Consider the following 15,405-nt stretch of genomic DNA (forward strand, 5'->3'; position numbering starts at 1 on the left):
ACCTTAGATTTTCTGTAACCAATAACGCATATCCACTTCTTTGGAGATGATATCCTTTACCTCTGAAAGCTTCACACGTTTTTGGTCCATGGTATCCCTATGTCTAATAGTAACTGTATCGTCTTCCAATGTTTGATGGTCCACCGTAACGCAGAAAGGTGTTCCTGCCGCATCTTGACGGCGGTAACGGCGCCCTACGGCATCTTTTTCATCATAATCCACATTGAAATCCCATTTGAGTTCATCCACCAATTTTTGGGCAACTTCTGGCAGTCCGTCCCTCTTTAACAATGGCAAAACGGCCACTTTGTTGGGTGCGAGCACAGCCGGAATTTTAAGTACGGTACGTGTAGAGCCATTTTCGAGCTCCTCCTCTTGCAATGCATTGGAGAATACGGCCAAGAACATACGATCAAGTCCTATAGAGGTTTCCAACACATAAGGGGTATAGCTCTTGTTCTCTTCGTGGTCGAAATATTGAAGTTTCTTGCCTGAGTATTCCTCATGCTTACCCAAATCAAAATCGGTACGGGAATGGATTCCCTCCAGTTCTTTGAACCCAAACGGGAACCTAAACTCGATATCTGAAGCTGCATCGGCATAGTGCGCCAATTTTTCGTGGTCATGGAAACGGTAGTTGTCGGCTCCCATTCCCAAAGAAAGGTGCCATTTCATCCGTTTCTCTTTCCACGCTTCGTACCACTCCAATTGGGTGCCTGGTTTTATAAAAAATTGCATCTCCATCTGTTCAAATTCCCTCATACGGAAAATAAACTGACGGGCCACAATTTCGTTACGGAAGGCTTTTCCTGTTTGGGCAATCCCAAACGGAATCTTCATTCGTCCAGTTTTTTGTACGTTCAAAAAGTTGACGAATATACCTTGTGCAGTTTCGGGACGAAGGTAGAGGTCCATGGCACTATCGGCGGAAGCTCCAAGTTTGGTGCCGAACATGAGGTTGAACTGCTTTACATCAGTCCAATTCTTAGATCCTGAAAGTGGACAGGCGATTTCCAACTCTTCAATTAAAGCTTTTACATCAGCCAAATCTTCTTTTTCCAAAGACTGACCCATTCTCTTAAGAATGGAATCGGCTTTCTCTTGATAACCTAGTACCCTATTATTGGTCGCTAAAAATTGCTCCTTATCAAAGCTATCTCCAAAGCGTTTTTCAGCTTTTTTGACTTCTTTTTCGATTTTGGCTTCGATTTTGGCTACATAATCCTCGATCAAAACATCGGCACGATACCTTTTTTTGGAATCCTTGTTGTCTATCAATGGGTCATTGAAAGCGTCCACATGGCCAGAAGCCTTCCAAGTGGTGGGATGCATAAATATGGCGGCATCGATGCCCACAATGTTCTCATTGAGCTGCACCATGGCCTTCCACCAATATTCGCGAATGTTCTTTTTTAGCTCGGCACCGTTCTGACCATAGTCGTAAACTGCGCTGAGTCCATCATAAATCTCACTGGATTGAAATACATAACCGTACTCCTTTGCGTGTGAGATAACCTTCTTAAAAATGTCTTCCTGATTTGCCATTGGGCAAAAATAGAATTTTACCCAAAAAGAAGTATGTTATTTCAGCTGAAATTCAGTGGAAGCCAACAATCTTTCATCCTCAAAGATATTTAGGGTATAAATTCCCTCTGCCAACGACCCTTCGGGTACGGTAATGGCATCACAAATGCTGATTTCCTTTCCGGTATACACAATTTCTACCTTTTTGCTGTATGTATTCCCGCTAACCGAAATTGTATTGGCGTTATCCTCGATAATGGCCATATTCGGGTCCAAAAACTGGAGGTATAGCACTTTTATGTCCCCTTTGGTGTTAGGGTCGCTCAATATGGTAACGCATCCTCTCAATTTTTCGATCACAGATGCCTTATTGGTTTTTATGGGTCTGCCCGCCCTTAACCTAAAACCACTGCCTTCAGCATCTTGTAGCTTTAAATAGCTTTTAATTTTGAGTTCCTTGGCAAGTTCCTTATTGGTCTCGCGAAGCAAAGATTCTGTTTGTTGCATATTGCTGGCCCTGCCCCTTAGTTCTTCCAACTGCTTTAAGGTTTCATTATACTTACTGGCCAGTAAACTATTATTGTACCTAAGAAAGTTGTTTTTGAGCTTCAGGCTGTCAAAACGTAACTCCAATTTACGAAGTTCCTTTCTGGTTTCCTTTAATTTGGTAATGCTGAAGTTTAATCTGCCGACGGAGTCCAAAAGTTGTTGCACCCTAAAACGGGAGGTTTGCAACTCGATTTCGTTTACCTCATTTAATCCCGATAAACGGTCAACCTCTGCCCTCATCAATGTTAAATCCTTTACCAAAAGTGATTTTTCCTCCTCCAAATAAATCATTTGGTTTTTGGATTGTGCATAGCTGTAATAAAAGGCAATAAGAATCCCCACAATTACCGCGGCCATGGCAGCAAAAATAATTTTGTAGTTGAAATTGTTATCTTGGGAGTTCATGGGGTTGACAGACTACTCTAAAAATGTATAAGATTTGACACCAAAAAGGTTGGCTAAGATAATAAACGAGATTAACAACATCCTATTGCCAAGGGTATGTTTTGGATGTAATGCCCAATTATTTAGGGAAGAGCGTATTCTGTGTGCAGTTTGTCGGCATGATGTGCCACTCACCGATTATAACTTCCTGGAAGAAAATGCGGTGGACCGTATATTTTATGGTAGAATTCCCATAAAAAAAGCTGCCTCGTTCGTTTTTTTCTCCAAAAATGGCCTGATAAAAAATTTATTGCACTGGCTCAAATACAAAAACCAAGAACAAATTGGAGGCTTTTTTGGAGATTGGTGCGGTGCCCAATTAAAAGAAAGTGGTGAACTCGGCCATATTGATGCAGTAGTCCCAGTTCCTTTACACCCAAAAAAATTAAAAAAACGGGGCTATAATCAAGTAGCTTTATTTGCGCGTACAATTGCGGAAAATTTAGGTGCTGAGTATTGTGATGATTGGTTGATAAAAGTGAAGAACATAAAAACCCAGACCAAAAAAGGCCGACAAAGTCGCTGGGAGAGCTCCAAAGATGCATTTGACCTCAATGCATCAAACAGCGGAAAATTTAAGCATGTGCTTTTGGTGGACGATGTCATCACTACCGGGGCAACCATTGAATCGTGTGCACAAACACTTCTCCAACAAAAAAACATAGAGGTTTCTGTATTGAGTATGGCCATGGTGCCAGAGGGTTAAATTTTATTAATGCGTTGTCCCATTTTTCAAATTAGTTGTTTCTTTGTCCCTCATTGGTTTTAGGCATGGTGTATTTTAAAAAATTGTTGGGATTTCTTTTTTTCGCCTTTATGGCCCTTGCTATGTGGCAATGTGCCAAACGAGGTTCCCCAAGCGGCGGCCCAAAGGATATTACACCCCCAAAACTGGTACGTAGCGAACCAGAAAACTTCACCATTAATTTCAAAGCAAAGAAAATACGGCTCTATTTTGATGAGCTGATCAAGTTGGAGGACGTACAGAACCAATTGGTGGTTTCCCCACCGTTTAAAAACCCCGCCACTATAACTCCAATGGGAGCTCCAAGCAAGTATATTGAGGTTGTTATAAAAGACACGCTTAGAGAAAACACTACCTACACCATAAATTTTGGGCAAAGTATTGTGGATAACAATGAGGGGAATCCCAATAGCTTTTTGAGCTACGTATTCTCTACTGGAGATTATTTGGACTCCCTATCCTTATCCGGTGCTGTAAAAGATGCCGTTAACAGAAAAGCGGACGAGTTTATTAGCGTAATGCTTTACGAAATGGACAGTACCTATACTGATTCCACCATTTACAAGAACCCACCGTTGTATATTACAAACACAGGCGATAGCGTTCCCTTTTTTGAATTGAGGAACCTAAAAGGTGGTAAATATGCCTTGTTTGGCTTAAAGGATGTGAACAAGAACAACATGTTCGATCAAGGGCAAGATAAAATCGGTTTTATAGCCGACACGATTACAATTCCGACGGATTCCATTTACTTATTAAATATATTTAGGGAGCAGCCAAATTATAAGCCTTCGGTACCAAGTTTGGTAGCCAATAACAAAATTATATTCGGGTATCAGGGGGATTACAGGGATATGGTCATTGAATCCCAGACATTGTTGCCCGACTCGGTTAAAACCAAAATATTGAAAGAAAGGGACAAGGACACCCTAAATTATTGGATGACCCCAACCGATTTGGATTCCATTATATTCACGGTCAGGAATGATAAAGTTCAGATTATCGACACTTTTACAGTAAAAATGCGGGATTTGCCCATGGATTCTTTAAAATTGTCTACTTCTGTTAGCGGAAAATTTAATTTTGAGGATACCTTCAGTATTTTGGCCAATACGCCTATTGCAACATTGGACACCAACCATATTTCGCTAAAAGTCAGTGATTCCATTCCCGCATCGTACTCCTATGCGTTGGACAGTTTGAACAACAAAATTGATTTTGATTTTGAGGTGGAGCCGAACCAGAAATATACTTTTTCGTTTTTGCCTGGGGCCATTACCGATCTCTTTGGAATTCAGAACGATACGTTGGCCTACAATTTATCTACAGGCAGTTATGCTGATTATGGCAATCTAAAAATGATTTTGGGAGGCGATGTCACCTATCCTGTAATCGTGCAGTTGACCAACGAAAAAGGAGAAGTACAGCGAGAGATTATTGCTGCTGAGCCACAATTCTTCGAATTCAACCATTTGAATCCGGGCAACTATGTAGCCCGCGTTATATTGGATAAAAACGGAAACGGTAAGTTGGATACTGGTAGCTTTCTTGAAAAAAGACAGCCCGAAGAAATAAGTTATTATCCCGGCGTTATTGAGATCAGGGCCAACTGGGAAAAGGAAGAAACCTTTATCCTATCAAATTAAAACTATCTCGATCTTCCAAGAACCTTAATTTTTTTCTTGTGGTTAGTATGTGTTCTTTATCCAATGTAGCATATAATATCTCTTCTTCTTCAGAATAGGCCAAAGGTTCCCCGAGCACATCATATACGGCGGAATGTCCATTGTATTCAAAATCCACTCCATCCGTTCCTATACGGTTAACACCAATACAATAGGCCATGTTTTCAATGGCTCTAGCTTTTAACAATGTGTCCCAAGCGTTAATCCTTTTCTTGGGCCAATTGGCCACATAAATCAATACATCGTAATCTTCGGTATTTCTGGACCAAACGGGAAACCGAAGATCATAACAGATCATGGGGCAAATTTCGAATCCTTTATATTCGAAAATGAGCTTTTTGTTGCCTGCTTTGTACACTTTATCCTCACCGGCCAATGTGAACGTGTGCTTTTTATCATAAACCTCAAGTACGCCCTCTGGTGAAACAAAAAACAACCGGTTGAAGAAATTTCCATTTTCCTGAAAAACAATGCTGCCAATAAGTGCCTTATTTTTTGATTTGGCCACACTTTGCATCCATTCCACCGTTTTATTTCCTTCAAAAGCATCAATGCTTTGTGGGTCCATCGTAAAACCGGTCGTGAACATTTCTGGCAGTACGATCAAATCCACATAATCGGGAATGGTATCAATCTTTTCCTCGAACATTTTCCTGTTTTTTGCTGGGTCTTCCCAGTATAAATTGGACTGAATTAAGGCAATGTTCAAAGTTGTAGACATCTAGTATTTTTTTAAAATTTCTTCCATTTCGCTATTTCCTTGTTCCAAAACAAGGTCCATAGCTGTTTTCCCCTTGGCGTCTTTTACGGTGGTATTTGCCCCATGCTTTAAAAGAAGTTCTGCTATACTTTTGCGGTTAAATGTTACGGCATAAATAAGGCAAGTTGCCCCCATAGCGTTTTTTTGGCTGATGTTAGCTCCAGCTTTTATTAATTTTTCGGCAATGCTTGTAAACCCTTTGAAACATACACCCATAAGAGCTGAATTTCCAGAACTGTCCAAAGCATTCACTTGGGTACCTTTATCCAACAAAAAATCAACTATGTCCTCGTGCCCATAATAAGCGGCCAATATAAGTGGTGTAGAGCCTCTTTGATCTTTAGCTTCCAAAAAATCAGGTTTCTTCCGTATCAGGTTCTGTACGGCTTCTAAATTACCGTTTCGTATTTGGTTAAAGAGTTCTTCCTTGTTGTTCATTGTTATGCAGAAAGTTATAAAAAACTGCCATAACCTTTTTAGCTACGGCAGTTTTTGTTGGTACTGATTTTCTTTTTCTATTATTTGTTTCGGATGGGGTTTACTGATTCAAATCGAAACGGTCTAGGTTCATCACTTTGGTCCAAGCAGCTACAAAATCCTTTACGAATTTCTCTTTGCCGTCTTTAGAAGCATACACTTCGGCCAAGGCACGCAAAATGGAATTGGAACCAAATACCAAGTCCACACGGGTACCGGTCCACTTTAGATCACCAGTCTCACGGTCACGGCCTTCGTACAACGATTTTTCATCGTTGGCGGCTTTCCATTCTGTGGCCATATCGAGCAAGTTTACGAAGAAGTCGTTACTCAAAACCCCTACTTTATCGGTAAGTACACCGTGCTTTGAGCCATCAAAGTTGGCCCCCAGTACACGCAAACCACCTACAAGAGCGGTCATCTCGGGCGCGGTAAGGGTCAACAATTGGGCCTTATCCACCAACAAATGCTCGGCTGGCACTTTTACGCCTTGTTTCACATAGTTACGGAAACCGTCGTATTTAGGTTCCAAGTAATTAGTGGCCTCAACATCGGTTTGATCTTGGCGGGCATCGTTACGCCCTGGCGCAAAAGACACTTCGGTTGGAACACCGGCATCGCTAGCAGCTTTTTCAACTGCGGCAGTACCGGCCAAGACAATCATATCGGCCAAAGAAATTTTCTTTCCTCCACTGGCTTTGCTATTGAATTCGTCTGCAATGGCTTTAAGCGATTTTATAACTTTTCCTGTGTCTTTGTTTACCTCCCAACCGTTCATGGGTTCCAAGTTGATACGTGCACCATTGGCACCACCACGCTTATCACCACCACGGAAGGTGGACGCAGACGACCAAGCGGTGTAAACCAAATCGGAAATTGAAAGACCGGAATCCAATACTTTTGCTTTCAAGGCTTTTATATCGGAGGCATCAACCAAGGTGTAATCTACCGCTGGAATGGGGTCTTGCCAATTCAATTCTTCTTTTGGTACTTCAGGCCCAAGGTAACGGGAACGTGGTCCCATATCACGGTGGGTCAATTTAAACCAAGCACGGGCATAAGCTTCGGCAAAAGCTTGTGGATCATCCAAGAACTTACGTGAAATCTTTTCATAGGCCGGATCAAAACGTAACGACAAGTCGGTGGTCAACATGGTAGGCTTTCTGTTGGGACCGCCAAAAGCATCAGGGATGATGGCTTCGGCATCTTTGGCCACCCATTGGTGTGCCCCTGCGGGACTTTTGGTCAATTCCCATTCATATTTAAACAAGAATTGGAAAAAATCGTTGCTCCAACGTACCGGTGTGGAGGTCCAAGTCACCTCAAGTCCAGAAGTAAAGGCATCACCTGCCTTCCCTGAACCATTTTTATTGACCCATCCCAAACCTTGCAATGCCAAATCTTCTGATTCGGGGTCAACTCCCACCAATTCTGCATCGCCATTACCGTGGGTTTTACCGATAGTATGTCCCCCAGCAATAAGGGCTACGGTTTCTTCGTCGTCCATTGCCATTCGCTTAAAGGTCTCTCGAATGTCGTGAGCAGCAGCTACGGGATCAGGATTTCCGTCAGGTCCTTCAGGGTTTACGTAAATCAATCCCATCTGAACTGCGGCCAAGGGGTTTTCCAAATCGCGTTCTTCTTTGTTGTGCGAATAGCGACTGTTGGGCGTATCGCTTAAGGCCAACCATTCACTTTCGCTTCCCCAATATACATCTTGGTCTGGCTCCCAAACGTCCTCACGGCCACCGGCAAAACCAAAAGTGCGGAATCCGGTTGATTCCAAGGCAACGTTTCCGGCCAATATCATAAGGTCTGCCCAAGATATTTTCTGACCGTATTTTTGCTTGATGGGCCACAACAGGCGACGGGCTTTGTCCAAGCTCACGTTGTCCGGCCAAGAGTTAAGGGGAGCAAAACGTTGTTGACCACGGCCACCACCGCCACGACCATCTCCCGAACGATACGTACCGGCACTGTGCCATGCCATACGGATGAACAAACCGGCGTAACTGCCAAAATCGGCAGGCCACCAGTCTTGCGAATCGGTCATAACCTTTAAAAGGTCTTTTTTAAGTGCTGCGTAGTCCAGTTTTTTGAACTCTTCGGCATAGTTGAATTTCTCTCCCAGCGGGTTGGATTTTTCCGAATGCTGGCTTAAAAGTTCCAATTTAAGTCGGTTGGGCCACCAATCTTCATTTTGTGTACCACTCCCGGCCACTTGTTTTATTTCTCCGTTCAAAAAAGGACAGGCGCCCTCATCTGCACCATTTGCCAATTCTTTACTCATGATAGTATATTGTTTTAAATTAGATTTTTACTGACACATAAAAATACAAAAACAGCAATCAAAAGAATAGATGATTAATATTAAAATACTATTATAACATAATCTTAATCTATTTAACTGTTCTGTGGTTTGCTTTCAATTGCTGTGACTTTTTTTCAAAAGATATAAAGCATTCAAATAATACTTTTGAAATTATTTTTCGTTCTATTTAATTCCTATTAATTTTAATACATTATGAACCAATAATTTACAACAAAATCAATAAATACCACAACTCATGAAAAAATTAATCCTTCCTTTAGTTGCCCTAGTGCTTTTAAGTTTTTCCAAGGACTCCAGCACAAAGCTTAGTACAGAAGACCGAAAAATGATGATCAAACATTTAACGGAAACAAGAGAACATATGAATAAGGTATTGGATGGTCTTACCTATGTACAGTTCCACTATAAACCAGACCCAACATCATGGTCCATTGCCGAATGTGTGGAACACCTTGCCTTGACCGAAAAGATGTTTGTCCAAACAGTACACAAAAGTGTTAAAGAGGGTCCAAACCCAGCACTTAAGGATTCTTTAGTTTTTAAAGACGAACAAATTATGCCCATGGTGGCGGACAGGAGCCAAAAGGTGAAGACCTCCAAACCGTTCGAACCAAGTGGAAAATTTGGTTCTGCTGAGGAGACTTTGGAAGCATTGCTTTCTACCAGAAGCGAACTTATGGAATATGTTAAAACAACGAACGACGATTTGAGAAACCGTTACAATAGCGATCTGCCTTTTGGTACTATAGATGGTGTACAGCTTATTGTTTTTATTGCTGGGCATATGGAAAGGCACGTACTTCAAATGGAAGAGGTGATGAAAGACGAAGATTTTCCAAAAATAGAGTAACAAGTTATATACTTTTCTTAACATTAATTGGCAAACCCTTTCCAAAATGGAAGGGGTTCTTCATTTAATTTTGAATGAACTTAAAAACAGAAACACTATGAAACCGATTAAAACCTTTGCTTTGGCAACCTTTCTTTTGGTCACTACCATTGCCATAGCACAAAATAAAAAGGACAAGAAAATAATGAAGGACGCCCAAAAGGCCAAAACCACCCTTTTGGAAACAAGTCCAAGTTTGGAGCGCTTTTTTGACAATTCTGCCGGATATGTCATTTTTCCCAATGTTGGGAAAGGTGGTTTTATTATAGGTGGTGCATCGGGCAATGGGGTAGTTTATGAAAATGGAGATGCCGTAGGCATGGCCGACCTTAAAAAGTTGAATATTGGCCTACAAGCTGGCGGACAGGCCATTATTGAGGTTATTTTCTTTGAAACAGATGTAGACCTGCAACGATTTAAAACCGAAAAGTTCCAGTTTGCCGCTGAAACTTCTGCTGTTGCCCTAAAGTCCGGTATTGCCTTTAATGCAAAATACAAAGATGGGGTGGCCGTTTTTGCCCTGCCCAAAGCAGGATTGATGGCAGATGCATCGGTAGGTGGACAAAAATTTAGTTATAAGGCTTTTTAAAAGTTTAATCCCTAACCCCTGGGGTAAAATCCTCGGGGGCTTTTTGGGGTAAATCTGTGGTGCCAGCTTCGCCCGAATCGTTAAAAATGGTCCACTCACCAAAAGTGAAAGTTGGATTGCCTTCCAAAATATCCGGGTTACGAATCGCTCTTCCATCTTCAAATTCGTGATTGGTTCCCGAACCATCTTCCCCTATTACACCAAACACATCTATTACTTTTCCGAAAGGGTCTACCAGTTCCAGATTATCATCGCCATTGGAATCTGCAGGGCTGTTGGTCGACACACCTAAATCGGGGGCAAATCCGTATACCAGCTCAAACTCCTCTGCTTTTGGTGAAATGACCAAAGTGCTCTCAGCACCAATAACCAAACCAGATAAATCGATAGTGGAGCTTACTTCTGTATTATCATTGGTATACCTTCGGAGAGTCCATAAGTTCAAATCCAACGGTTCGGAAGCTGAATTGTAGAGTTCCACAAACCGGGCGCTGGAATTGTTGTCCGGGTCGGCCAATTCGGAAATAAAAATTTGATTGGATGTGAACTCGGTGATAACCTCTGGGCAACGCTCTTCGGTAAAGTTTACATCTTGCAAGGTTCTAATTATAAGTTGTGGAGTTTTACCGTCTTTGGTCAAAATCGCGGTAATCGTACCGTTTTCTTCAGGCAATGGTTCGGCTTGGAAATCGGCATAGCCACTGTTTATAAGTGTAATCTTGTTTTCTTCACAATCCATTAGTGTTCTTTGGGTTTCTTCTTGGGCTACAGCATAGGTTTGGTTCAAAATTTCTTCAGCAAATTCAATATTTTCCAATTGCACCAATATGTTTGATGGCAAACTGTCCAATTCTGTGATGGTTGCACTCACTGGTTCTGGAACGCCCTCGCCATCACAAGAAACCAAAAGATGCTCGAAAACTTTTCCCTTGGGCAATCTGCCTATCGAAAGATTTCCGAAAGATGAGAAAACACTGCCAATTCGAATATTGCTTCCTTTTTTGCCTATATAAAGGTCTTTCAATTTTACCAAGACTTTGCTGCCTACTGGAAATTGTAAATTCGATTCCCTCAAATCCATTTCCAGTTGAATTCCTTTTGATGGATTGCTCAATGCATCTTGCAGGTAAAGCACACCAAAAAAATTCCCCGCTCGGTCGGATGAGATTGCGTAGCCTTCCAAGACCAGATTTTCATGAATCTGTATTACACCATCTTGAACCAATGAATCCAACTCTGCAAAAGTTATATTGGCCAAAATATCGGCTGTACAACTCCCCTCAATTTCATCAAACTCTCTGCCATCAACACAACATAAAAGCGTCATCAAAGTGATGGTTCCAAATATTTTATAAAATAAATTTTTCATAAGTAGTGTGATTAAAAGCTTATGGCCAAATTCAAAAAATAGGTTCTTCCGTAGCTGTACCAATATTTTGGGGCAAAGGAGGGAGAACCGCTTTGGTTATCCTGTTTCAATTGCCCGAAATTTCCATTTCTGCTCTGCTCGTAGCCACCAGTGCGGAAAACCGTATCAAAAACATTGTTGATACTGGCAAAGAAGCTGATGTACTTGCCATCTATCAGCCAAGATTTACCCCCGACCAGATTGAGCAAATAGATATCGTCCAGTTTGTTTTGCTTAAGCAATTTGGAAACATTCTCTACCGAAGCATCGGGAAATGGTTCGCCTGTTTCGGGGTCCATCAAAAAACTGGAAGTTCGGGTAATGGTGGAAATGTTGCTATAATTATTTGTGAGATAATTGGTGGTCCCGCTTATCCACCAATATTTTGGGGCGCGGTAAGAAACTCCCAATGCTAGCGCGATTTGCGGTCCTTGGGCCAGTTTTAAATCCTTGAGCGTGGCAATGCCTAAATCTATGTTTCCTTCTGGTGCAATAAGATCTTCCTCGGCGCCTGCTGTATCAAAATTGATTTGAACGGATGGGTCGCTGGCATACACATAATGGCCTACATTTCCGGCGGCGGTCAATTTTACACTGGACGATGCTTCGTACTCGAACCCAAACTCGATACCTTTGTGAAGCCTGTCCAATCCCGTGATTACTTCCTGTACAAAATCGGAGCCGAGTCCTGAATCCACAAAAAAGAAATTAATGTCCGTGGTATGTTGAAACCGTGTGTAAAATGCACTGATTCTCCCCATTAAGCTGGGTAAACGGACGAAATAGCTCAAATCCACACTGCTTACGACCTCTTTTTGAAGCTCGGGAACTATTTCGTTGTTTTCCCGTGGATTGATGAATATATTCTGAATGATGGGCGGCCGTTCCACCATTGCTGCATTGGCCGTAAACCAATGTCTACCCGTTAAGAAGTAAGTGAATCCTCCTTTGTAAGCCAAGTTGGAGAATGATACTTTTTCGCCTGTTCCAAAGGAGTTTTCCAAATAGCGTTCGTTTTTGAAAAATCCATTGCGCTGCACATTGAAACTGGAATACATAACCGATGCAAAACCATCCCACTTCTTAGAAGTCAATTGTACTTGCGCAAAACCTTCCATCTGCGAGGCATCCAAATTGTAGTGGTAATTGAACTTTTCGCCTTCGGCCTTCTGTAGTTCTCCATCAACATTGTTCAAAGTGTTGGAAAAGGTGTCCATATCCTCGTGGTATGTGGCTCCCAACAAATCTAGTATCTCGGCAAAGTTCTCGGATGTCGTGGTTTTGTAATTTCCACCAAAGCCAAGTTGAATGAAATCACTCAATTTGTAATTAAAACTGGTAGCGCCCGAAATAGTCGTGTTGTGGGCTACATCATCATAAAGTAAATAGGCTGCTTTTTCGCCATTGTTGGCATTCGCAGTGTACAGTTGCCCCCAATCGAGTTGTGGATCTTCCAAAAATGCTTCTTTTGCCAAGTTTGCATTGATAAAATCAGCACCAATGGAACTGTTGATGTGGTAACTGGGCAAATAGCGGTAGTATGTCGGGTCGGGATTCGGCGCATTGTAATACCCAAGTCGACTTCTTGTATTGATTCCTATTTGATAAGCAACGCCAACATTCCAATTGATTTTTTTCTTGTCCAAGGAGTAATTGAGCAGAAACAAGGGCTCAAAAATCTCCCGCTCCCTTGAGTTGCGAATTTTACCGTCTTGCTCGCCCCAATACGGGTTGTATTGACCACCCATCAAATCAAAAACCTCTTCGGTCATAGCAGAGGAACGCCCTCGTCGATTACGTGCCAACATTGCAGTAAATGTGATACTGCTTTGTGGGTTGAATTGATACTCCATAGCTCCAAAAAACGAGTAGGCATCGTACAAGGTTCCATCTACAAACCCTTCTTTGGCCCATCTTCGCGAAGCAGATACCGAATAGGCCAAACCACTTGCTTTTTCTCCTGAATTATAGGTCGCCATCAGCCTGCCGCGATAGGTACGATTGGACATTGATGAAGACAAGCGTAATCCAGGCCTCATTCCAGAAGGACGGGTGTTGATGTTTGTGTTGCCCAAAATTCCACCAAAGGTGTACGGGTTCAGCGTGAGACTATTGGTAAATTCTTGGTTTCGAACCACATCATTCAGCCCGCCCCAATTGTTCCATTGCGGCCTGCCATCAAAAAATTTGTTCATGGGCACACCGTTCATCAACACTTGACCATTTCGTGAATCATAACCTCGTACCTTAAAAAAGGCCTGTCCAAAATCGAACGCGGCACGATTTAGAAATATGTCACGTGTGGATTGCAACAATCCCATCGAGCTGGAAATGGATTCAAAATCGTCGGACAAATCGCCATCGGTAAGTGAAATCAAATTATCCGTTTGTTCGTGAGCAATATCCCTTTCCAGATAAATTATCCCTAAATCAATCGGATTACCTTCCAAAAAGACCGAAAACCGCTTCGAAATAAAATCCAGAGCAGATATTCGGAGCATTTGCTCTCCTGTTTGAGACACATTGATGTCAAATTCGCCATTGGTGTCTGTTGAAAATTCTTGGGAAGTGTTTTCAAGAATTATTGTTGCATTCGGGATGGGTGCATCCAAACCCTTTTCCATCAATTGTCCTGTAATTCGAGTACTTTGTTGCGCACACAGCGATTTACAACAACAAAGCACGGCCACTACTATGGCTAGCCTCATAGCTTATTCTAGGTTAATTAAGAAAAAAGGGGTTGTAATTGCTGTACAAACTGCGAAAAAGCGAACAATTCTACATATTTTAGCTACAAAATCAAAATAAAATGCGATTATTAATATGCCTACTTGTATTAATATCGACCTCACTTTATGGGCAAAAGTCCAAGACATACAGCTTAAGAACGATTGCTTTTTACAACTGTGAAAACCTGTTCGACACGGTAAATGATTCACTCACTTTTGATGATGACCGCACTCCCGAGGGACGTTACCATTGGACTCAGGAACGTTACCTTAAAAAAGTTGAAAACCTGTCCAAAGTAATTTCTGAAATCGGTGCTGAAACTTCCAAAACCTCTCCAGATATTGTGGGGCTTTGTGAAGTTGAAAATTTGGATGTGCTGGAAGATTTGGTGCAGCACCCAAATCTACGAGAGAAAGATTATGGCATCATTCATTTTGATTCACCCGATGCGCGTGGTATTGATGTTGCGCTGCTTTATAAAAAGGCATCATTTATTCCATCGTCCTTTAAAAGCCATAGACTACTGCTTTTTGATGAAATGAGCGAAAGAAAATATACCCGCGACCAACTGGTGGTAGGTGGCAACATGGATGGTGAAGAAATTCATTTTATCGTAAACCATTGGCCTTCCCGAAGGGGCGGGGCTGCGAAGAGTTCACCATTACGGGTAAGGGCGGCTCTGCTGAATAAACGCATCATTGATTCTATTCAAGAATTGGATTTGGATGCGAAAATCATAGCTATGGGCGACCTGAACGATGACCCAATCGACGACAGCTTGAAAAAAATACTGAAAACGAAGGGTAAAAAACGCAAATTGGACAGTTTGAGTTTATTTAATCCAATGGAAGCCATGTTTAAAAAAGGCGTGGGTTCTTTGGCCTACCGGGACAAATGGAACTTGTTCGACCAACTATTTATGACTTCCAATTTGGTGACCGAAGACAGAACATCACTCTCCTTCTGGAAAGCTGGCATTTTTGCGCCACAATTCATGCGAACGGACAAAGGAAGGTTTAAAGGATATCCGTTACGCACCTATTCGGGCGGTACATATACGGCAGGGTATAGCGACCACTTTCCTGCTTATTTGTTTTTGTTGAAGGAGGTGGAGTGATGGATTTCGAGTTAGCTTTCACATCGTGTCTTTCGGCTTCGTTCAGGATAAACTAAAGTCGAGATGTTTTCCCTACCTTTCGACTGCGCTCAAGGTGACAAAACATTTAATATCTTTAACTCATGACTGTACGACTTCCCAAGGACGAGGACAAGC

12 protein-coding genes are annotated in these 15,405 nt (G+C 42.0%); 5 read left to right on the top strand and 7 right to left on the bottom strand.

Going from position 1 to position 15,405, the window contains the following annotated elements; genetic code table 11:
• Nucleotides 1–3 precede the first annotated feature (3 nt).
• Complete coding sequence (locus GO009_RS04385; protein ID WP_163624997.1) at nucleotides 4–1,545, bottom strand: glycine--tRNA ligase; 1,542 nt, start codon at nucleotides 1,543–1,545, stop codon at nucleotides 4–6.
• Between the two features lie 36 nt (nucleotides 1,546–1,581).
• Nucleotides 1,582–2,478 (bottom strand): hypothetical protein, encoded by an 897-nt coding sequence (locus GO009_RS04390; RefSeq protein WP_163624998.1) that lies wholly within the window; start codon nucleotides 2,476–2,478, stop codon nucleotides 1,582–1,584.
• Nucleotides 2,479–2,527: 49 nt separating this feature from the next.
• On the opposite strand from GO009_RS04390, the gene GO009_RS04395 reads away from it, so the two are divergent.
• Nucleotides 2,528–3,223 (top strand): ComF family protein, encoded by a 696-nt coding sequence (locus tag GO009_RS04395; protein WP_239057383.1) that lies wholly within the window; start codon nucleotides 2,528–2,530, stop codon nucleotides 3,221–3,223.
• Between the two features lie 86 nt (nucleotides 3,224–3,309).
• Nucleotides 3,310–4,908, top strand: coding sequence for an Ig-like domain-containing protein (locus tag GO009_RS04400; protein WP_306770388.1), 1,599 nt, complete (start codon nucleotides 3,310–3,312; stop codon nucleotides 4,906–4,908).
• On the opposite strand, the gene GO009_RS04405 is transcribed toward GO009_RS04400, so the two are convergent.
• The 3 genes from GO009_RS04405 to katG form a co-directional block, all read right to left on the bottom strand.
• The gene (locus tag GO009_RS04405) at nucleotides 4,892–5,668 is read right to left on the bottom strand and encodes an amidohydrolase (RefSeq protein WP_163625001.1); all 777 of its coding nucleotides are present in this window, start codon (nucleotides 5,666–5,668) and stop codon (nucleotides 4,892–4,894) included. The genes GO009_RS04400 and GO009_RS04405 overlap by 17 nt on opposite strands.
• Nucleotides 5,669–6,145, bottom strand: coding sequence for an ankyrin repeat domain-containing protein (locus tag GO009_RS04410; protein WP_163625002.1), 477 nt, complete (start codon nucleotides 6,143–6,145; stop codon nucleotides 5,669–5,671).
• 100 nt (nucleotides 6,146–6,245) lie between these two features.
• Nucleotides 6,246–8,474 carry a catalase/peroxidase HPI gene (katG, locus tag GO009_RS04415; protein ID WP_203532338.1) on the bottom strand — a complete coding sequence of 743 codons (2,229 nt, stop codon included), beginning with the start codon at nucleotides 8,472–8,474 and terminating at the stop codon, nucleotides 6,246–6,248.
• 277 nt (nucleotides 8,475–8,751) lie between these two features.
• Here katG and GO009_RS04420 point away from each other — a divergent pair, with 277 nt between their 5' ends.
• On the top strand, nucleotides 8,752–9,366 hold the full coding sequence (locus GO009_RS04420) for a DinB family protein (protein WP_163625003.1): 615 nt from the start codon (nucleotides 8,752–8,754) through the stop codon (nucleotides 9,364–9,366).
• 97 nt (nucleotides 9,367–9,463) lie between these two features.
• Nucleotides 9,464–9,994, top strand: a complete 531-nt coding sequence (locus tag GO009_RS04425; protein ID WP_203532340.1) for a lipid-binding SYLF domain-containing protein — start codon at nucleotides 9,464–9,466, stop codon at nucleotides 9,992–9,994.
• 4 nt (nucleotides 9,995–9,998) lie between these two features.
• Here GO009_RS04425 and GO009_RS04430 read toward each other — a convergent pair whose 3' ends face one another.
• Entirely contained in the window at nucleotides 9,999–11,363 is a 1,365-nt protein-coding gene (locus GO009_RS04430) for a DUF5689 domain-containing protein (RefSeq protein ID WP_163625005.1), read from the bottom strand.
• A gap of 11 nt (nucleotides 11,364–11,374) precedes the next feature.
• Complete coding sequence (locus GO009_RS04435) at nucleotides 11,375–14,110, bottom strand: carboxypeptidase-like regulatory domain-containing protein (protein ID WP_163625006.1); 2,736 nt, start codon at nucleotides 14,108–14,110, stop codon at nucleotides 11,375–11,377.
• A 101-nt stretch (nucleotides 14,111–14,211) separates the two neighbouring features.
• On the opposite strand from GO009_RS04435, the gene GO009_RS04440 reads away from it, so the two are divergent.
• A complete protein-coding gene (locus GO009_RS04440) occupies nucleotides 14,212–15,249 on the top strand; it encodes an endonuclease/exonuclease/phosphatase family protein (protein ID WP_163625007.1) in 1,038 nt (345 codons plus the stop codon).
• Nucleotides 15,250–15,405: the final 156 nt, after the last annotated feature.

Source organism: Allomuricauda sp. TY007 (assembly GCF_010468565.1).
Taxonomy (GTDB): Bacteria; Bacteroidota; Bacteroidia; order Flavobacteriales; family Flavobacteriaceae; genus Flagellimonas.